Here is an 18,939-nt window from a genome sequence, read left to right as displayed (position 1 = left end):
TTATTCCTCCCGCTGGCCCATCAGGCCGAGCAGCAGCTGGAACATGTTGATCAGGTTCAGATAGAGCGACAGCGCGCCCATGATCGCGAGCTTCTCGGCAGCTTCGCTGCGGCCGTAATGGGCATATTCGCTCTTGATGCGCTGCGTGTCCCAGGCGGTGAGGCCGGCGAACACGACGATGCCGACGACCGAGACCAGCATCTGGAGCAGGCCCGAGCCGAGGAAGATGTTGACCACGCTCGCCAGGATGACGGCGATCAGGCCGACCATCAGGAAGGTGCCCAGGCCGGTCAGGTCGCGCTTGGTGGTGTAGCCGAACAGGCTCAGCGTCAGGAACATCGCGGCAGCGGCGAAGAAGGCCATGGCGATGCTCTGCCCGGTGAAGACCAGGAAGATGCTCGCCATCGACACGCCCATCACCGCCGCGAAGGCGAAGAAGGCGGCGCGCGCGCCGGCAGTGCTCATCCGCTCGATGCGGAACTGGAAGAAGAAGATGAAGGCCAGCGGTGCGAACATCGCCACCCATTTGAGCGGCGTGCCGAAGATCAGCGCGACCAGAGCCGGCGTGCTCGCCACGGCAAGCGCGACGAGGCCGGTGATCGCCAGGCCGATCCCCATGTTGCGATAGATGCCCAGCATGTGCTGGCGCAGGCCCTCGTCAAAGCGCGCGGCAGCGGCGCCGGTGCGGGGGATCTGGTAGAGAGGGTTCACGTCAAAACTCCAATCGAAGCAAGTTCGATCGAGCGGCGCCCGGTTCAGTCTCGGTGGTGGGAATGGGGGGTGGCCATCCGAACCTGCACCGAGCGCGCTCGATGCGGTCCGACATCACGAGGGCTTTGAAAAAGCCCTCGCCAGAGGGGCCCGGTCCGCTTCTGGAATGTAGGCGACGGGTTGTGGCGCTTCAACGCCGCTATTGTAACGAATTGTTGCTCAGGCGTCCCGAAGCCCGACGCCCATCGAGGCGCGGGCGGAATCGCTTTCGGACGAGACCACCGGATAGGCGCAATAGTCCGCGGCATAATAGGCGCTGGGGCGGTGATTGCCCGACCAGCCGACGCCGCCAAAGGGTGCCGCCGAGGAGGCGCCGTTGGTCGGGCGGTTCCAGTTGACGATGCCGGCGCGGATGTTTGCCCAGAACCGGTCGTAGAGCTTGGGGTCCTGCGAGACGAGGCTGGCGGACAGGCCGTAGCGCGTGTCGTTCGCCTCGGCGATCGCCTCGTCGAAGCTGTTTACCCTGTAGACCTGGAGGATCGGGCCGAACAGCTCGACATCGACCTTCTCGTTGGCGGCGGTCATATCGATCAGGCCGGGGGTGAGGAAGGGGCGACCCTCGATCGGGCGCTCCATGTGGCGCAGCGGGCGGCCGCCCATCGTCGAGAGCGCCAGGAAGCTCTCGGTGAGCATGTCGGCGGCGTCATTATCGATCACCGGGCCCATGAAGGGGGCGGGATCGGCATGCGGCTCGCCGATGATCAGGCGGCCGATCAGCTTGTTGAGCTCGGCCATCAGCGGATCGAACAGCTTCTCGTCGACGATCAGGCGGCGGCCGGCGGTGCAGCGCTGGCCCGCGGTGGTGAAGGCCGATTGCACGACGAGCACGGCGGCCGAGTAGAGGTCCGGCGTGTCCCACACGACGATCGGGTTGTTGCCGCCCATTTCGAGCGCGAGGATCTTCTCGGGCCGGGTGGCGAACAGGCGGTTCAGCGCGATGCCGGTGTTCGCCGAGCCGGTGAACAGCAGCCCGTCGATGTCGGGATGGCCGGCGAGCGCCTTGCCTTCGTCGGGGCCGCCGATCAGCAGGCGGATACAGCCTTCGGGGATGCCCGCGGCGCGGTAGCAATCGACCAGGAAGGCGCCCGAGGCGGGGGTCTTCTCCGACGGCTTGAAGATCACGGCATTGCCGGCGAGCAAAGCGGGGACGATGTGGCCGTTGGGCAGATGGACCGGGAAATTATAGGGTCCGAGCACCGCGAGCACGCCGTGTGGCTTGTGGCGCAGCGCGAGGCGGGTGTTCATCGGCGCGTCGATCCGGCGCTGGCCGGTGCGTTCGGAGAAGGCGGTGATCGAGATGTCGACCTTGGCGATCACCGTCTCGACTTCGGTGCGCGCTTCCCAGAGCGGCTTGCCGGTCTCGCGGGCGAGCAGGTCGGTGAAGGCGTCTGCTTTCTGGCGCACGACATTGGCGAAGCGGCGCAGCGCCTCGATCCGATAGGCGAGCGGATGGGCCGCCCATGCCGCCCAGCTGGCGCGCGCCTGCGCGACTTCGTGGTCGGCATCTCCGCTCATCTGGCGCCACAGGACGGCGCCGGTGGCGGGTTCGGTCGAGATGATTTCCGTGCCGGGCATTATGTCGGGGGGAATTGGCTTTCGGGAAGGACTGCGCGCTCTTGCACCAATTTGGACCGCTAGGCCAGTGCCTCTGCCATATGCCGGATCGCCGCAACCTTGGCGTAAAGCGGCCCCCAATCGTCCGATTCGGCGATTGCGGCCCAGATCGCCTCGACCTCGTCGATCAGCATCGAGCAGGGTGCGCCGGACCAATAGGCATGGTCGCGCGCCTTGCGCGGCTGGTAGAATTCCAGCTGGCCGCGCAGATCGTCGAATGCCTCGGCATAGTCGGGCGGGAGCGTGCCGCCGAATGCGTCGAAGAAGAACTGGTCGAGCGGAGTCAGCGTTTCGGCCAGCGCCTTTTCGAGGACATTGGTGAGGATGCGGTCCGCCTCGGGGCTGCGCGGAGTGACGCCGAGACGCCATAGCAGCGCGGCGGTGACTTCGCGCTGATAGACTTCCGCAAAACCCTCCATCGCCTCGATCAGCGGCTCTTCCTCAGAGATCTGGCGCAGCGAAATGGCGAGCTGCATCGCGTCCCAATAGATCGCCTCGGGCTGGCGGCCAAAGGCGTAGAGCCCGGCGTGATCGAAATAGGCGGCGGTGAAGCCGGGCTCCCAGAAAGGGGCGAAGCGCCAGGGGCCATAGTCGAAGCTCTCGCCGGTGACGTTGATATTGTCGCTGTTGAGCACGCCGTGGACGAAGCCGGCGGCCATGAAGCGCGCGGCCATTGTCGCGGTGCGCTCGACCACATGGGCGAGCAGGCGGGCCGGGGCGTCGTCGCCGGCTTCCTCCCCATAATAATGGCGCAGCACATAGCCGACGAGCCGCTCCATCGCCTCGGTCTCGCGGAAATGGGCGAGGCGTTGGAAGGTGCCGATGCGGATATGGCCGTGGTTGAGGCGGACCAGCACCGAGGAGCGGGTGGGTGAGGGTTCGTCGCCGCGGTGGAGCTCTTCGCCGGTCTCGATCAGCGAGAAGGTGCGGCTGGTCTCGACGTTCAGCGCCTCGAGCATCTCGGTGGCGAGGATCTCGCGGACGCCGCCCTTCAAGGTGAGCCGGCCGTCGCCGAAGCGGCTCCACGGCGTCTGGCCCGAACCCTTGGTGCCGAGGTCCATCAGCCGGTCGCGATCGTCGGTCATCTGCGCGAACAGGAAGCCGCGGCCGTCGCCGATCTCGGGATTGTACACGCGGAACTGGTGGCCGTGATAGCGCAGCGCCAGGGGGTTGGGGAGCGAGCCCCGCAGTGGCTCGAACCGGCCGAAATGGGCGATCCACTCCGCGTCGGACAGGCCCTCAAGCCCGACCTGCGCCGCGGCGCGATCGTTGCGGAAGCGCAGGATCGTCTGCGGGAAGCGCGCCGCCGCTACGGAATCGTAGAAGCTGTCGCCGAGTTCGAGGATCGCCTGTTGCGGAGTGAAGTCCATGCGGCGATATGGGGAAGGATGGCCGAGCGACGCAACTATTCCGATGGTTTCTGGTGGTCGCGGGACGGGATTCGTCTCCACTATCGCGATTATGCGGGGCCGGCGGACAAACCGCCCATCCTCTGCTTCCCGGGGCTGACCCGCAATGCGCGCGACTATGAGGCGCTGGCCGAACGGCTGGCGGGCGAATGGCGCGTGCTCTGCGTCGAGTTCCGCGGGCGCGGCGAGAGCGGCTATGCCAAGGACCCGATGTCCTATGTGCCGCTCACCTATTTCCAGGATGTCGAGGCGCTGCTCGCCGAGCTGAAGATCGACAAGTTCGTCGCGGTCGGCACTTCGCTGGGCGGGCTGGTGACGATGCTGCTGGCGGCCACCGAGCGCGACAAGCTGGCGGGCGTGGTGCTCAACGATGTCGGGCCCGAGATCAATCCGGCCGGTCTGGCGCGGATCCGCAATTATGTCGGCAAGGCAGTGTGGTTCCCCACCTGGATGCACGCGGCGCGTGCGCTGGCGAGCAGCAATGCCGATGTCTATCCCAAGTTCGCGACCGAGGCCTGGCTGCGCATGGCCAAGCGGCTCTACCGGGTGAACAGCTCGGGGCGCATTGTCCTGGATTACGACATGAAGATCGCCGAGCCCTTCCGCCTGCCGGGTGGCGAGGCCGGGCCGGACATGTGGCCGACGATCGATGCGATGGCCGGGTTGCCGCTGCTGATCGTGCGCGGCGAGCGCTCGGACATCCTGAGCGCGGAGACTGCGGACAAGATGGTGGCGCGCGTGAAGGGCGCCCAGCTGGTGACGGTGCCGAACGTCGGGCATGCGCCGACGCTGGAGGAACCGGAAGCTGTAGCGGGGATCGAGCGGCTGCTGGCGAAAATCTAGACCCCGCCGGCAACGCTCCTGACGAAATGCTGTCAGTAGGGGTGTGGCAGAAGATGCTTGTTCAACACCGAAAGGAACAAGCCGATGTCTGACGCCATTCCAGCGATCGTGTTCACCGAAATTCCCGCGGCCGATCCCGAGCGCGCCTGCAAATTCTATGAGACCTTGCTGCAGGGGCCGCTCGCCCGGCTCGACAACGGTCCCAATCCGATCTGGATGTTCCCGCATGCCGAAAATGGTCATGCCGCGGGGCATCTCTATCCCGGCCAGCCCGCAAAGGACGGCAATGGCATGACCGCGCATTTTGCTGTGCGCGACAGCCTGGACGAAGCGATGGAGCGGGTGTGGAATGGCGGGGGCGAAGTCGTGTCGGAGGTGATCGATATCCCGGTCGGTTCGTTTTTCTACGCCAAGGACAGCGAGGGCAACAGCCTCGGCCTGTTCAAGTATAATAGCTGATGCGCCGGGCCGACCGCCTGTTCCAGATCGTGCAGTATCTGCGCGGCGGTCGGCTCGTCACTGCAGCGATGCTCGCCGAGCGGCTGGAAGTGTCCGAGCGCACCATCTACCGCGACATCGCCGACCTCCAGTCCACCGGCGTGCCGATCGATGGCGCGGCGGGTGTCGGCTATGTCCTGCGCAGCGGCTATGACCTGCCGCCGCTGATGTTCACGCGCGACGAGATTGTCGCCTTGGTCGCCGGCATCCGGATGGTGCGGTCCTGGGGCGGGATCAGCATGGCGCGGGCCGCTGCCGAGGCATTGGTCAAGATCGAGCTGGTGTTGCCGCAGCCGGAGCGGGCGCGCGCCGCGCAAACCCATGTCTTCGCACCGCAGATGGAATTGACCGACGAAGTGCGCATGCGGATCGACCTGGTGGAGAAGGCGATCGAGGCCCGCGACATATTGGGTTTCGGCTATGAGGACCGGCAGGGCGCCATCACGCAGCGCAGCGTCCATCCGCTGGGCCTGTGGTTCTGGGGCAAGGTCTGGACGCTGGTGGCGTGGTGCGAGACGCGCGAGGATTTCCGGATGTTCAGGCTCGATCGCGCCGCCGGGCTGGCGACCACCGGTGCGCAGTTCAGGCCTGTTGCCGAACGCTCGCTGGCGGAATGCCTGCGCCGTTATGAAGCGCAGTACGGGCCGCAGCGCTGAGTAACGAGGCCGGGTGACGAAGAGGAGGCACTTTCGCAGCGCGGGCTATGGCGCTAAGCACCCCTCCCAACGATGCCCATCCACATTCTCCATCTCCACTCGACCTTCAACCTTGGCGGCAAGGAAGCGCGTGCCGTTCGGCTGATGAACGCGTTCGGCGACAAGGCGCGGCACACGATCGTCTCGGCGATGCCCGACCAACTGGCGGCGCGCGAGATGATCGCCAAGGGTATCAAGTACGAGATCGCCCAGGATCCGCCGCCGCTCTCCGGCCGGCCCTCGGTGGCGCGCTATGAGGCGATTGCGCGCTACATGCGCCGCTTCGACCTGGTGCTGACCTATAATTGGGGCGCGATCGACGGAGTGATGGCGGCGCGGGTGTTCGGCAAGGGGCTGCCGCCGGTCGTGCATCACGAGGACGGCTTCAATCAGGACGAAGTCGAGCGGCTCAACCCGGTGCGCAACATGTATCGCCGGATCGCGCTGCCCGCCGCCAATGCACTGGTGGTGCCGTCCTCGGTGCTCGAGCGGATCGCGCTCAAGCATTGGCGCCAGCCGCGCGACCGGCTGTTCCGCATCGCCAATGGCGTGCCGACCAAGCTCTATGCCGGCAAGCCCGACCGGAACCTGATCCCCCAGCTGAAGAATAAAAAGCCCGGCACGCTGGTGATCGGCTGCGTCGCCGGGCTGCGCCCGGTGAAGGACCTACCGATGCTGGTCCGCGCGGTGGCGGGCCTCAGCGGACGTTTCAAGCTGGTGATCGTGGGCGAGGGCCCCGAGCGCCAGACGATCCTCGATGCCGCTGAGGCGATGGCGGTCGAGGATGATGTGATCCTGACCGGCTTCCTGCCCGATCCGCACCGCTATATGGGCCTGTTCGATGTGTTTGCGCTCTCATCCAAAAGCGAGCAGGCGCCGATCTCGGTGATCGAGGCGATGGCCGCCGGCCTGCCGGTGGTCGCGCCGATGGTGGGCGACATCCCGCAGATGGTGGGCCCGCGCAACGTGCATTTCCTGCCGCCGCAGCGCATGGAAGTGCTGATGCGCGACTATATCGGCATGTTCGTCAAACACCCCGAAGAGCGTGTATATGTCGGGGATGAGAACCGTGCGCGCGCCCGTGCGTTGTTCGATGAAGGTGAAATGATTGCCGCCTATGCGCGGCTTTACGGCGCCGCGATGGGACGGCCTGACGCACTGCAATAACGAATGTTGCTCGCTTGTTGCGTCTGATCCGTCTAACTTCGCGCGAATTTTATTGGAGGTACTGTGTTCAAGGGTCTGTCTCCCATCCTGTACAACGGCCGCGAGGTCTGGCCGATCGTCGAGGGGGGGAAGGGCGTGGCTGCCACCAACCATGCCAGCGCAGGCGCCTGGGCCGCCGCGGGCGGTATCGGCACGGTCTCCGCGGTCAATGCCGACAGCTATGACGCCGAAGGCAAGATCATCCCGCAAATCTATCGCGCGCTCACCCGCCGCGAGCGCCATGAAGAGCTGATCCAATATGCGATCGAAGGCGCCGTGACGCAGGTCAAAAAGGCTTTCGAGATCGGCGGCGGCAAGGGCGCGATCAACATCAACGTGCTGTGGGAAATGGGCGGTGCGCAGCGCGTGCTGCACGGCGTGCTCGAGCGCACCCGCGGCATGGTCGCCGGCGTCACCTGCGGCGCGGGCATGCCCTACAAGCTCAGCGAGATCGCGGCGTCGTATAACGTCAACTATCTCCCGATCGTCAGCTCGGGCCGCGCCTTCCGTGCGCTGTGGAAGCGCGCCTATTCCAAGGCGAGCGAGTGGCTGGCCGCAGTGGTCTATGAGGATCCCTGGCTCGCCGGCGGGCATAACGGCCTGTCGAACGCCGAGGACCCGCTGAAGCCGCAGGACCCCTATCCGCGCGTCAAGGAGCTGCGCGAAGTGATGCGCGAGGGCGGGATCGCCGACACCGTGCCGATCGTGATGGCCGGCGGCGTCTGGTATCTGCGCGACTGGAGCAACTGGATCGACAATCCCGAGCTCGGCACCATCGCCTTCCAGTTCGGCACGCGCCCGCTTCTCACCCAGGAAAGCCCGATTCCGCAGGGCTGGAAGTCCAAGCTGATGGAGATCGAGGAAGGCGACGTGCTGCTGCATCGCTTCTCGCCGACCGGCTTTTATTCGAGCGCGGTGCGCAACCCGTTCCTGCGCAGCCTCGAAGCGCGTTCGGACCGCCAGATCGCCTATTCGACCGAGCATGCCGGCGACCATATCTTCCAGCTCGACGTGGGCGTGAAGGGCAAGAATTTCTGGGTGACGCGCAACGACCTGCTGCGCGCGCGCCAGTGGTTCGGCAACGGCTTCACCTCGGCGCTCAAGACGCCGGACAACACGCTCGTGTTCGTCAGCGAGGAAGAGAAGGCGCTTATCCGCAAGGATCAGGCGGATTGCATGGGCTGCCTCAGCCAGTGCGCCTTTTCGTCCTGGGCGGATACCGAGACCAACTCGACCGGGCGGCTGGCCGATCCGCGCAGCTTCTGCATCCAGAAGACGCTGCAGGACATCGCGCATGGCGGCCCGACCGACGAGAATCTGATGTTCGCAGGGCATGCTGCCTTCAACTTCAAGCGCGACCCCTTCTATTCGAACGGGTTCGTGCCGACGGTGAAGCAGCTGGTGGACCGGATCCTGACGGGCGACTGATACTGGGTGCGAACCCTTGGGGTTTCCGGCGCGGCTCGTGCCGCATCTCGGAGAGTCGTCAGGAAACTTCGGTCAGACTTGCCAGAGCGCGACTGCCGCGCAGCCGCTGGCCAGCAATAGAGTGGAGCCGGCGAGAAGCCAGGCGATCATGCTGCCGTGCTTGCCCGTGAAGGGCAGGGCGGCGGTGGCGGGTACGGGGCCATGGCCGGTGGCCGGGGCCTCGTTCGCCGCGCGGAACAGCGCGGTGAAGTTCAGCCGCTCGACCAGCTGGATGCCGAGCGTCTTGCCCTTCACCCAGATGACGCGGCCGACCAGTGCCAGCGAGGCCTTGTGGACCTCGACCAGCGTTCCCGGCTTGGGCGGGAACGGCGCCAGCAGCATCATGCCGTGCGGCGAGATATTGCGGATGGTCACGTCACTCCATCCCCCCTTGCTGCGCATCTGGGCGGGAATGACGACTTCCCGCCGGGATTCTCTTGGTAGCATCGGATGTCCCCCATGCATTCCCCCTAAGGGTCATTGCGTAAGGGTTATTACGCAACGCACGGGCTTTCCAACTCCTTACCGGGGTCGGTTAACGCGGTAGAACCTGCTCCGTATCGGAGACATTGCGCCAAGTAACGGCAAGTATTTATAAGATAAACGTTACAGCCAACCGTCAAGAACCTGATCGAGCGGGCGGTGCCCGTCGGACCAGGCGCGGATATTGGCGATGACCTTGATGCCCATGTCTTCGCGGCCTTCGAAGGTGGCCGAGCCGAGATGGGGGAGCAGCACGACATTGTCGAGCGCGATCAGGCGCGGATCGACCGCCGGTTCGCCCACATAGACATCGAGCCCGGCGCCGGCGATGCGGCCTTCGGAAAGCGCTGCGACGAGCGCTTCCTGGTCGACGATCTCGCCGCGGGCGGTGTTGATCAGCCAGCCCTTGGGCCCGAGCAGGTCGAGCCCGCGCGCGTCGATCAGGCCGCTGGTGCTGTCGGTATGCGGGGTGTGGATCGTCAGGATGTCGACCGCCTCGAGCATCGTATCGAGCTCGGCATGCCAGGTGGCCCCGAGCTGGGCTTCGGGCACCTGGGGCAGGCGGTGGCGGTTGTGATAATGGATTTGCAGCCCGAAGGCGCGGGCGCGCATCGCCACGGCCTGGCCGATGCGGCCCATGCCGAGAATGCCGAGCTTCTTGCCGCCGATCCGGTGGCCGCGCATCGAAGTGGGCGCCCAGCCTTTCCAGCCGCCGGTGCGGACCAGCTCGTCGCCCTCGACCAGCCGGCGCGGCACCGCGAGGATCAGCGCCATCGTCATGTCGGCGGTGTCTTCGGTCAGCACGCCGGGGGTGTTGGTGACGACGATGCCACGCTCGCGGGCTGCCTTGAGGTCGATATGGCCGACGCCGGCGCCGTAATTGGCGATCAGGCGGAGGCGATCGGGGGCCGCGGCGAGCAGTTCGGCGTCGATCCGGTCGGTCACTGTCGGCACCAGCACGTCGCAATCCGCCATCGCCGCGGCGAGCGCGTCGCGGGGCATCGGCGTGTCATCGGGATTGGTCACGGCGTCGAACAATTCGGCCATGCGCGCCTCGATACCGTCGGGCAGCGCGCGGGTGATGATCACCCGGGGGCGAGAGGGGCGCGGGCCTTGTGCCATAAAGGGCGGCTTGGAGGCATGCGCCGCGCCAGTCAACGGTTGATGGCAGGGGCATGGTCGGGGTAAACGGCTGGCTCACAAATTGAACGGGGGTCGCATGCGTTTCTGGAAATGGCTCGTGCTCGGCGTCATCACGCTCGGGCTGGCCTTTCCCGCGCTCGCCCAGCGCAAGACGCCCTATTATGTCTCGATCAAGGCCGAGAAGGCGCGGATGCGCACCGGCCCGGGGCGCAATTACCCGTCGAACTGGCTCTATCAGCGCAAGGGCCTGCCGCTGAAGGTGATCGACATCTATGGCGAGTGGCGCAAGGTCGAGGACCCGGACGGCACCCAGGGCTGGATGCTGGCGAACCTGCTCGACGATGTGCGCACCGCGATGGTGATCGGCACCGTTACCGAGATGCGCGACGGCCCGCGCTTCAACGGCCGGGTGAGCTGGCGTGCGGCGCCGGGCGTGGTCGGCCGGGTGAGCCGCTGCTCGAGCGGCTGGTGCTGGTTCGACGTCGCCGGGCGCGGCGGCTATGTCGAGCAGAGCCATATCTGGGGCACGGACCCGGGCGAAACGCTGAACTAGGGCGCCTGCAATGGTGTTCTTCCAGATGATCCAAGCCGCTTTTGTGCCGGACTTCGGCCTGCTCGGACTGATCCCGCTCGCCGGGTTGGTATGCGCAGCGGGAGGGCTGTTCCTCGCCTGGCGCCGGCCATCGTGGCGGCTGGCGTGGTTCGCCGTTCCATTTCTGCTTGGCGAACTTTCGGTGCTGCTGGCCGGGCTTGCACCGGGCAAATTCTCGTCAGAGCTGGCGAGCGCGGTGCTGGCCCTCTATTTCTGGGGCACGGCAGCGGCGGTGACGGGTCTGATCTGGTTCGCACGCGGCCATCGACCGGCCGCGGTGGCACTAAGCGTGGCAGTGATGAGCCACGCCTTTTTCGCCTGCTTCCTGAATGCGATGATGCTCACCGGTAACTGGATCTGAGGCTGGCTCAGGCCAGCTTGTAGGGCGTCGGGTCGCCGCGTTCCTCGATCAGCTGGCGGCGGACTTCGGTGCGAGCCTCTTCGTACCAGGCGCGCGCGGTTTCGGGGAGCGAGGCGAGGATCGCCTCGTCCGGTTCCACGGCGATGCGGGCTACCAGGTCTTCGGCCTCCACCCCGAGCAGCGGCGCGAGCAGGCGCATCGTGCGGGCGCGCAGGCGGAACTCGAAATCGTCGAGGCGCGCCGATTCGACCTCGGCCTTTTTGAGCAGCGCGCCTCGAAGATCGAAGACCATCAGTCCAGCAGTTCCACGGCCATCGCGGTCGCTTCGCCGCCGCCGATACAGAGCGAGGCGAGGCCGCGCCGCGCGCCGCGCGCCTCGAGCGCGGAGAGCAGGGTGGCGAGGACGCGCGCGCCGCTGGCGCCGATCGGGTGGCCGAGCGCGCAGGCGCCGCCATTGACGTTGAGCACGTCATGGCTGAGCGACAGCTCCTGCATCGCGATCATCGCGACCGCGGCAAAGGCTTCGTTGACTTCGAACAGGTCGACATCGCCCGTCGTCCAGCCCGCCTTGGCCAGCGCCTTCTGCATCGCGAATACCGGCGCGGTGGTGAAGCGCGACGGGGCGTGGGCATGCGCGGCGTGCGCGACGATGCGGGCGACCGGGGTAAGGCCCAGCTTCTCGGCGACGCTCATCCGGGTCATCACCAGCGCGGCGGCGCCGTCCGAGATCGACGAGGCATTGGCTGCGGTGATCGTGCCGTCCTTCGAGAAAGCGGGCTTGAGCGTCGGGATCTTGGCAGGGTCACCCTTGGCGGGCTGCTCGTCGAAGGTGACGGCGACCACACCCTTGCGGGTCTTCACTTCGACGGGAGCGATCTCGCGGTCGAACGCACCGCTGGCCTGAGCGGCCTTGGCGCGCTCGAGCGAGGCGATGGCGAAATCGTCCTGCGCCGCCCGGGTGAACTGATATTCCTGCGCCACTTCCTCGGCGAAATTGCCCATCAGTTTGCCGGGCTCATAGGCATCTTCGAGCCCGTCGAGGAACATGTGATCCTTGAGCACGTCATGGCCGATGCGCGCGCCGGCGCGGTGGCGCAGCGACAGATAGGGCGCGTTGGTCATGCTCTCCATGCCGCCCGCGATAAGCAGGTCGACCGAGCCGGCGGCGAGGGCCTCGGCGGCCATGATCGCCGCCTGCATGCCCGATCCGCACATCTTGTTGATCGTCGTCGCCTCGATATGGTTGGGCAGGCCGGCCTTGAGCGCCGCCTGGCGCGCGGGCGCCTGGCCGAGGCCGGCGGGGAGGACGCAGCCCATATAGATCCGCTCGATCGCATCGCCCTTCAGCCCGGCGCGTTCGACCGCGGCGCCGACGGCGGCGGCACCAAGATCGGTGGCGGTGGCGTCGCTCAGCGCGCCCTGAAAGCTCCCCATCGGGGTGCGGGCATAGGAAGCGATGACGACGGGGTCGGCGGACATATTGGATCCTCTCATGTGTTGGCGCCGATCTAGTAACTGATGCGACGGTTTGCAAAAGCCGCGCGCACCGGCATGACAGGACCGACCATGACGCTGATCGAGATTCTCAAATGGTATGCCTCGATCAGCGGGATCATCGCGGCGTTTCTGGTGTCACTCGACCTTGGGCGGCGCTGGACGGGGCGGGGCTTCGCGCTGTTCGTCACCTCGAGCATCGCCTGGATCGCCGGTGCGCTGATGACCAAGGACGAGCCGCTCTGGACGCAGAATATCGTGCTGTTCGGGATCAATTGCTTCGGCGTGTGGCGCTACCTGATCCGCAAGCGAAAGCCGCGCGATGACGATTGATCCGGCCTGGGGCTGGGCGGTGCTGCTCGGCGTGCTGGGGCTGGTCTTCGGCAGCTTCATCGCGACGCTGGCGATCCGCTGGCCCGAGGGGCGGGTGATCTCGCGCGGGCGATCCGAATGCGACAGCTGCGGCAAGGGATTGCGCGCGGGCGAACTGGTGCCGGTGCTGAGCTATTTGCTCCAGCGCGGCCGCTGCCGGGGCTGCGCCAAGCCGATCGCGATCAGCCATTTGCTGACCGAGCTGATCGGCGGCGCGATCGGTGTGGCCGCGGCGATCGCTTCGCCCGAACCGGCAGGGGCGGCAGGCGCGGTGTTCGGCTGGCTGCTGCTGACGCTGGCGGCATTGGACGTCGCCGCCTTGTGGCTGCCCAATGTGCTGACCGCGACGCTGGCGGCGACGGGGCTGGCGACCGGTCTGCTCGGGCTGGACCCGCCGCTGGACGAGCGGCTGATCGGTGGCGCGGCGGGGTTCGGCGTGCTGTGGCTGGTCGCCTGGGGCTATCGGCGGCTACGTGGACGGCAGGGGCTGGGCGGGGGCGACCCGAAATTGTTCGGCGGGATCGGGTTGTGGCTCGGCTGGCATGCGCTGCCTTTGGTGCTGCTCGCGGCCTGCCTGATCGGGCTGGCGGGCGTGATCGGGCTGATGCTCGGCGGCAGAAAGGTGACCGCTACGGACAGGCTGCCGTTCGGCGTGATGCTCGCGGCGGCAGCATTCGCGGTGTGGCTTGGCTTGGCGTTGGGGCCGATGCCGGTCTAGGCTCTGCCCGAAAAGAGGGAGAGCGAGACATGCGGTGCGTGATGCTGGGTGCGGGAGTGATGCTGGGCGCGTTCATCGGCGGCGGTGCCGCGGCGCAGGAAAAGGCGGAGCCGCGGATCGACCTGGTCGCCATCGGCACGCTGGAGATTCCACCCGAAACCGCGACGATCCGCTATTCGGTGCGCGGCGAAGGCGCGACCGCCGACGCGGCGACCAAGGCCCTCGTGGCGCGCAAACAGGCCGTCGAAGACGCGCTGGCGAGCTTTCGCGATCTCAAGCTCGATTTGCGCACCGGCCAGATGCGCATTCAGGAAGTGCGCAGTGGTGATTGCCAGCGCAATTCGATGATGCCGCGCCTGTCGACCGGCGCGTGCGCGGTGCAGGGCTATATCGCGGAGATCGGCGTAACCGTTAAGCTTTCGCCGGTCGCGCGGGCAGGGACGCTCACAGGGTTGATTGCACAGGCCGGTGGGAGCGACGTGAATTTGAGCGGTTTCGGGCTGATCGATCCGGCGGCGGCGCGGCGCCAGGCAATGGCAATGGCGATCGCCAACGGCAAGATACAGGCAGAAGCCATTGCCAGCGCCTCGGGCGCGAAGCTGGGGCCACTGCTGCGCGTGAGCGACGCCGACATGCGTGACGGCATCATCGCGGAGGATCTCGGGATCTTGCCGCGCGTGTCGACCGCAGATGGGGTGCGGAGCTACGCGTCGGTGCCCGTCGCGATCACACCGGACAAGGTGACGATCACAGCCCGGCTGAATCTGAGCTACGAGATCGTGCGATGAGCATGCGCGACCTGCTCGACGCCCAGCGCGCTGCCTTCATGGCCGAACTGCCCGTGCCGCTGGAGGCGCGGCGCGACCGGCTGAAGCGGGCGATCGCGATGGTCTCGGAGAATGCCGACAAGCTGTGCGACGCGCTGAGCGAGGATTTCGGGCATCGCAGCCGTGAGCAGTCGATGATCACTGACATTGCCGCGTCGGTGGGGCCGCTCAACCATGCGCTCAAGCATCTCAAGCGCTGGTCGAAGCCGAGCCGCAAGCCGGCGATGTTTCCGCTCGGACTGCTCGGCGGGCGGGCGCGGATCGAATATCAGCCCAAGGGTGTGGTGGGGATCATCGCGCCGTGGAATTTCCCGGTGCAACTGGTGATGAGCCCGCTGTCGGGCGTGTTTGCCGCGGGCAACCGGGCGATGGTGAAGACCAGCGAATATACGCCGGTTACGGCTGCGCTGATGGAAGAACTGGCGGCGCGCTATTTCGCGCCCGAAGAGCTGGCCTTTGTGAGCGGCGGCCCGGAAGTGGGCAAGGCGTTCGCGGAACTGCCGTTCGACCATCTGCTGTTCACTGGTGCCACCGGCATCGGGCGGCATATCCTGCATGCGGCGGCGGACAATCTCGTGCCGGTCACGCTCGAGCTCGGCGGCAAGTCGCCGGTGGTGGTCGGGCGATCGGCCAATATCGACCAGGCGGCGGAGCGAGTGGCGTTGGGCAAGATGCTCAATGCCGGGCAGATCTGCCTGGCGCCGGACTATGTGCTGGTGCCCGAAGAGAAGGAGGCGGCGATCGTCGACGGTCTCGTCGCCGCGGCATCGCGCATGTATCCGACGCTGCTGGCGAACCCGGACTACACTGCGGTGATCAACGACCGGCATTATGAGCGGCTCACCGGCTGGATCGACGATGCCCGGGCCAAGGGCGCCGAGGTGATCGCGGTCAATCCGGCGGGCGAGGATTTCGCGGCGTCGAACAGCCGCAAGCTGCCGCTTCATATCGTCCGCGGCGCCACCGACGACATGATGGTGATGCAGGAGGAAATCTTCGGGCCGATCCTGCCGGTGCGCAGCTACGCCCATATCGAGGAGGCGATCGGCCAGGTTAACCGGCGCGACCGGCCGCTGGCGCTCTATTATTTCGGGCAGGACAAGGCCGAACGGCGCCAGGTACTCGACCGGACGATCTCGGGCGGCGCGACGGTGAACGACGTGATCTTCCATGTCAGCCAGGAAGAGCTGCCCTTCGGCGGTATCGGGCCGTCGGGCATGGGCGCCTATCATGGCGAGATCGGCTTCCGCACCTTCAGTCACGCCAAGGCGGTGTACAGCCAGCCGCGGATCGACGTGGCCGGGCTCGCGGGGATGAAGCCGCCTTATGGCAAGGCGACGCGAGCGACGATCAAACGGCAGATGAAATGATCGATGCAATCATCTCTTCGCTGGGCGCGCCGAAGGCGCCGTTCCCCTGGCTGGGGGTGGTGGCGCTGTGCCTGCTCCTGCTCGTCTATGGCGTGTTCGAATACGCGCTAGGCCATGGCGTGCGCGCATTGTGGCGCTGGGCAACTCGCCGGGACGAGAGCCAAAAAAAGGCCGCCCCGAAGGACGGCCGTGAAAGTCTTAGGAGAGGATGCCTGAAAGGCCCGATCTTTGTGCATCGCAGCGGAATATATCGCAAGTGCGTTGTGTTACCGGTAGCATTGCAAAAAACGCAACTGTCCACCGTTGTCAGTTGCGTGTAACAAAATACGATAAATAGGTTCACGATATGTCCGCTTTGAAGCTCGACGATTTCCTGCCCTATCGCCTGTCGATCGCGTCCAACGCGGTCTCCGATGCCGTGGCGAGCGCCTATCGCGCCTTGTTCGGGCTCAAGATCCCCGAATGGCGGCTGGTGACGATTCTGGCCGAGGGTGGGGCGATGAGCCAGCAGGCGCTGTGCGGGCGGACGCGGATGGACAAGGTCACCGTCAGCAGGGCAGCGATCGCGCTGTCCGAACGCGGGCTGATCAGCCGGGCGAGCAATCCGGGCGACCAGCGCTCGCATTTGCTGACGCTGAGCAGGGCGGGCTGGGAGCTGTACGAGGAAGTCGCCCCCAAGGCGCTCGAGCTGGAGCGCCAGGTGTTCGCCGGCTTCACCCGCGAGGAACGGCTGCAATTGCGCGAAATGCTCGATCGGATCGAGGCGGCGGTCGAGGCGATCGAGGAGAAGCCTTGATCCCGGGCATGGCTATCGCCTAAGCGGGACATGCCCTCCCCAGGCGAACGCAGTATCCGTGTCGCAGGAGGATTTTCATGACCGTCATTCGTTCCGGCCTGTCCGTCGCCGAGCCGCTCGCGCGCTTTGTCGAGGAACAGGTGCTGCCGGGGCTCGATATCGCGCCTGACGGTTGGTGGGCGGGCGTGGCGGAGATCTTCGCCAAGTTCGCGCCCGAGAACCGCGCGCTGCTGGCGACGCGCGACGCGATCCAGGCGATGATCGACGTGAATCCGGGGCTTTCAGGCGACGAGGGCTTCCTGCGTGAGATCGGCTATCTGGTCGAAGAGCCGGCGCCGTTCGCGATCGGCACGCGCAATGTCGATCCCGAGATCGCAACGATGGCGGGGCCGCAGCTGGTCGTGCCGGCCCTCAACGCGCGCTTCGTGCTCAACGCCGCCAATGCGCGCTGGGGGAGCCTGTACGATGCGCTCTACGGCACCGACGCGCTGCCGGGATCGGCGAAGCCAGGCGGCTATGATGTCGAACGCGGGAGCCAGGTGATCGCATTCGCCAAGGCGTTCCTCGACGAAGCGGTGCCGCTGGCAAGCGGGAGCTGGGCCGATCTGGATTGCGATGACGATATCGATGTCTATCTCGCGGACCGGAGCCAATTGGTCGGCCGGAATGGCAAGTCCTACCTGTTTCGCCACAACGGCCTGCATATCGAAGTCGTCATCGACTACGACCATCCTATCGGTCGCACCGATCCCGCCGGCATCGCCGATGTGCTCCTCGAAAGCGCGCTGACGGCGATCGTCGACCTTGAGGATTCGATCGCCGCGGTCGATGCCGAGGACAAGGTTGCCGCCTATGCCAATTGGCTGGGGCTGATGCGGGGCGATCTGGAGGAGAGCTTCGACAAGGGCGGCAAGACGCTCACGCGGCGGCTCAACCCGGATCGCGGCGGGTTGCCGGGCCGTGCGCTGCTGTTCGTGCGCAATGTCGGGCATCTGATGACCACCCCGGCGCTCCATCTCGCCGATGGACGCGAGGCGCCGGAGGGGGTGCTCGATGCGATCCTGACCAGCACGATCGCGCTCTACGACCTGCGCGGGCTCGGCCGCTATCGCAACAGCCGCACCGGCTCGGTCTATATCGTCAAGCCCAAGATGCACGGGCCAGAGGAATGCGCCTTCACCAACCGGCTGTTCGACGCGGTCGAGGATTTGCTCGTGCTGCCGCGCCACACGATCAAGGTCGGGGTGATGGACGAGGAGCGGCGGACCTCGGCCAATCTCGCGGCGTGCATTCACGCCGTTCGTGATCGCATCGTGTTCATCAATACCGGCTTCCTCGATCGCACCGGCGACGAAATCCACACCAGCATGCGCGCCGGGCCGATGGTGCCCAAGAGCGAGATGAAGGGGGCCGACTGGATCAAGGCCTATGAGGACCGCAATGTCCGTATCGGCCTCGCCTGTGGTCTCAGCGGCAAAGCGCAGATCGGCAAGGGCATGTGGGCGGCGCCGGACCGGATGGCGGACATGCTCGCGCAGAAGATCGCGCATCCGATGAGTGGCGCCAACACCGCCTGGGTGCCGAGCCCGACCGCGGCGACGCTGCACGCGCTCCATTATCATCAGGTCGATGTCTTTGCTCGGCAGAAGGAGATTGCCGGCGAGGCGATCCCGAGCCTTACGCCGCTGCTCACCGTGCCGCTGGCGATCGGACGCAACTGGCAGGCCGAGGAAGTGGCGCAGGAGCTCGACAACAATGCCCAGGGCATGCTCGGCTATGTCGTGCGTTGGATCGACCAGGGGGTTGGCTGCTCGAAGGTGCCCGACATCCATGATGTCGGCCTGATGGAAGACCGGGCGACGCTGCGCATCTCCTCGCAGCATATGGCGAACTGGCTGCTCCACGGCGTCGCGCAGGCGGAGGATGTCGAGGCGGCGCTCAAGCGGATGGCGGCGAAGGTCGACGGCCAGAACGCCGACGACCCGCTTTACCGGCCGATGGCGGGCAATGAGGAGGCCAGCTTGGCCTTTAAGGCGGCGCGGGCGCTGGTGTTCGAGGGGGTCGAGCAGCCCAATGGCTATACCGAACCACTTCTCCACAGGTTTCGCGCCGAAGCGAAGGCAGTAGCGCGCTGAAATCCTTGGTTAATCGCAAAGCAGCGGACCCAAAGCGCATTTGGGTCGTTACGCATGCGAGAGGGCCGGGCTAGGAAGACGGCTCGAAAGGGAGCCAGTTGCGTAAAGGGGTTAAGCGGATTTGGCTGGCGGCGCTCGCCGGCAC

21 protein-coding genes are annotated in these 18,939 nt (G+C 66.2%); 14 read left to right on the top strand and 7 right to left on the bottom strand.

All coding sequences use genetic code 11. The features are described from left to right. The 3 genes from HZY97_RS05570 to HZY97_RS05560 form a co-directional block, all read right to left on the bottom strand. Nucleotides 1–711: a Bax inhibitor-1/YccA family protein gene (locus tag HZY97_RS05570; RefSeq protein WP_373684298.1), complete on the bottom strand. Its 711-nt coding sequence runs from the start codon at nucleotides 709–711 to the stop codon at nucleotides 1–3. A 219-nt stretch (nucleotides 712–930) separates the two neighbouring features. Further along, entirely contained in the window at nucleotides 931–2,346 is a 1,416-nt protein-coding gene (gene astD, locus HZY97_RS05565) for a succinylglutamate-semialdehyde dehydrogenase (RefSeq protein WP_180141363.1), read from the bottom strand. Nucleotides 2,347–2,405: 59 nt separating this feature from the next. After that, nucleotides 2,406–3,755 carry a protein adenylyltransferase SelO family protein gene (locus HZY97_RS05560; protein WP_180141362.1) on the bottom strand — a complete coding sequence of 450 codons (1,350 nt, stop codon included), beginning with the start codon at nucleotides 3,753–3,755 and terminating at the stop codon, nucleotides 2,406–2,408. A gap of 18 nt (nucleotides 3,756–3,773) precedes the next feature. Between HZY97_RS05560 and HZY97_RS05555 the strand changes: the two genes are divergently transcribed. The 5 genes from HZY97_RS05555 (at nucleotide 3,774) to HZY97_RS05535 (ending at nucleotide 8,464) form a co-directional block, all read left to right on the top strand. Then, nucleotides 3,774–4,637 (top strand): alpha/beta fold hydrolase, encoded by an 864-nt coding sequence (locus HZY97_RS05555; RefSeq protein WP_180141360.1) that lies wholly within the window; start codon nucleotides 3,774–3,776, stop codon nucleotides 4,635–4,637. 84 nt (nucleotides 4,638–4,721) lie between these two features. Further along, nucleotides 4,722–5,096, top strand: coding sequence for a VOC family protein (locus HZY97_RS05550; protein ID WP_180141358.1), 375 nt, complete (start codon nucleotides 4,722–4,724; stop codon nucleotides 5,094–5,096). Continuing rightward, on the top strand, nucleotides 5,096–5,791 hold the full coding sequence (locus tag HZY97_RS05545; RefSeq protein WP_180141356.1) for a YafY family protein: 696 nt from the start codon (nucleotides 5,096–5,098) through the stop codon (nucleotides 5,789–5,791). The genes HZY97_RS05550 and HZY97_RS05545 overlap by 1 nt, the downstream gene beginning before the upstream one ends. A gap of 72 nt (nucleotides 5,792–5,863) precedes the next feature. Continuing rightward, on the top strand, nucleotides 5,864–6,997 hold the full coding sequence (locus HZY97_RS05540) for a glycosyltransferase (RefSeq protein WP_180141354.1): 1,134 nt from the start codon (nucleotides 5,864–5,866) through the stop codon (nucleotides 6,995–6,997). A gap of 63 nt (nucleotides 6,998–7,060) precedes the next feature. Continuing rightward, nucleotides 7,061–8,464, top strand: a complete 1,404-nt coding sequence (locus tag HZY97_RS05535; protein WP_180141352.1) for a nitronate monooxygenase — start codon at nucleotides 7,061–7,063, stop codon at nucleotides 8,462–8,464. A gap of 72 nt (nucleotides 8,465–8,536) precedes the next feature. Here the strand turns inward: HZY97_RS05535 and HZY97_RS05530 are convergent, their stop codons facing one another. After that, on the bottom strand, nucleotides 8,537–8,950 hold the full coding sequence (locus HZY97_RS05530) for a PilZ domain-containing protein (protein WP_257214880.1): 414 nt from the start codon (nucleotides 8,948–8,950) through the stop codon (nucleotides 8,537–8,539). Nucleotides 8,951–9,109: 159 nt separating this feature from the next. After that, a complete protein-coding gene (locus HZY97_RS05525; RefSeq protein ID WP_180141343.1) occupies nucleotides 9,110–10,108 on the bottom strand; it encodes a D-glycerate dehydrogenase in 999 nt (332 codons plus the stop codon). A gap of 97 nt (nucleotides 10,109–10,205) precedes the next feature. Between HZY97_RS05525 and HZY97_RS05520 the strand changes: the two genes are divergently transcribed. Both HZY97_RS05520 and HZY97_RS05515 read left to right on the top strand, forming a co-directional pair. Next, nucleotides 10,206–10,682 (top strand): SH3 domain-containing protein, encoded by a 477-nt coding sequence (locus tag HZY97_RS05520; RefSeq protein WP_180141341.1) that lies wholly within the window; start codon nucleotides 10,206–10,208, stop codon nucleotides 10,680–10,682. A gap of 10 nt (nucleotides 10,683–10,692) precedes the next feature. After that, entirely contained in the window at nucleotides 10,693–11,082 is a 390-nt protein-coding gene (locus tag HZY97_RS05515; RefSeq protein ID WP_180141339.1) for a hypothetical protein, read from the top strand. Between the two features lie 7 nt (nucleotides 11,083–11,089). Here HZY97_RS05515 and HZY97_RS05510 read toward each other — a convergent pair whose 3' ends face one another. Together HZY97_RS05510 and HZY97_RS05505 are read right to left on the bottom strand one after the other, a co-directional pair. Further along, nucleotides 11,090–11,374, bottom strand: a complete 285-nt coding sequence (locus HZY97_RS05510; RefSeq protein WP_180141337.1) for a hypothetical protein — start codon at nucleotides 11,372–11,374, stop codon at nucleotides 11,090–11,092. Next, nucleotides 11,374–12,561: an acetyl-CoA C-acyltransferase gene (locus HZY97_RS05505; RefSeq protein WP_180141335.1), complete on the bottom strand. Its 1,188-nt coding sequence runs from the start codon at nucleotides 12,559–12,561 to the stop codon at nucleotides 11,374–11,376. The genes HZY97_RS05510 and HZY97_RS05505 overlap by 1 nt, the downstream gene beginning before the upstream one ends. Before the next feature lie 72 nt (nucleotides 12,562–12,633). On the opposite strand from HZY97_RS05505, the gene HZY97_RS05500 reads away from it, so the two are divergent. The 7 genes from HZY97_RS05500 to HZY97_RS05470 all read left to right on the top strand — a co-directional run bounded on the left by HZY97_RS05500 (nucleotide 12,634) and on the right by HZY97_RS05470 (nucleotide 18,794). Continuing rightward, nucleotides 12,634–12,909, top strand: coding sequence for a hypothetical protein (locus tag HZY97_RS05500; protein WP_257214879.1), 276 nt, complete (start codon nucleotides 12,634–12,636; stop codon nucleotides 12,907–12,909). Then, nucleotides 12,899–13,666 (top strand): A24 family peptidase, encoded by a 768-nt coding sequence (locus HZY97_RS05495; protein WP_180141333.1) that lies wholly within the window; start codon nucleotides 12,899–12,901, stop codon nucleotides 13,664–13,666. The genes HZY97_RS05500 and HZY97_RS05495 overlap by 11 nt, the downstream gene beginning before the upstream one ends. 29 nt (nucleotides 13,667–13,695) lie before the next feature. After that, nucleotides 13,696–14,454 carry an SIMPL domain-containing protein gene (locus HZY97_RS05490; protein WP_180141332.1) on the top strand — a complete coding sequence of 253 codons (759 nt, stop codon included), beginning with the start codon at nucleotides 13,696–13,698 and terminating at the stop codon, nucleotides 14,452–14,454. Continuing rightward, complete coding sequence (locus HZY97_RS05485; RefSeq protein ID WP_180141330.1) at nucleotides 14,451–15,863, top strand: coniferyl aldehyde dehydrogenase; 1,413 nt, start codon at nucleotides 14,451–14,453, stop codon at nucleotides 15,861–15,863. The genes HZY97_RS05490 and HZY97_RS05485 overlap by 4 nt, the downstream gene beginning before the upstream one ends. Beyond that, nucleotides 15,860–16,183 (top strand): hypothetical protein, encoded by a 324-nt coding sequence (locus tag HZY97_RS05480; protein WP_180141328.1) that lies wholly within the window; start codon nucleotides 15,860–15,862, stop codon nucleotides 16,181–16,183. The genes HZY97_RS05485 and HZY97_RS05480 overlap by 4 nt, the downstream gene beginning before the upstream one ends. Before the next feature lie 26 nt (nucleotides 16,184–16,209). After that, on the top strand, nucleotides 16,210–16,659 hold the full coding sequence (locus HZY97_RS05475; RefSeq protein WP_180141326.1) for a MarR family winged helix-turn-helix transcriptional regulator: 450 nt from the start codon (nucleotides 16,210–16,212) through the stop codon (nucleotides 16,657–16,659). A 77-nt stretch (nucleotides 16,660–16,736) separates the two neighbouring features. Then, nucleotides 16,737–18,794, top strand: coding sequence for a malate synthase G (locus HZY97_RS05470; protein ID WP_180141318.1), 2,058 nt, complete (start codon nucleotides 16,737–16,739; stop codon nucleotides 18,792–18,794). The last annotated feature ends 145 nt before the right edge of the window (nucleotides 18,795–18,939 follow it).

Origin of the sequence: Sphingomonas sp. R-74633 (assembly GCF_013416555.1) — a bacterium.
Classification (GTDB): Bacteria; Pseudomonadota; Alphaproteobacteria; order Sphingomonadales; family Sphingomonadaceae; genus Sphingomonas.
The sequence above is the reverse complement of the archived record's forward strand: the minus strand, read 5'-3'. Positions and strand labels throughout refer to the sequence as shown.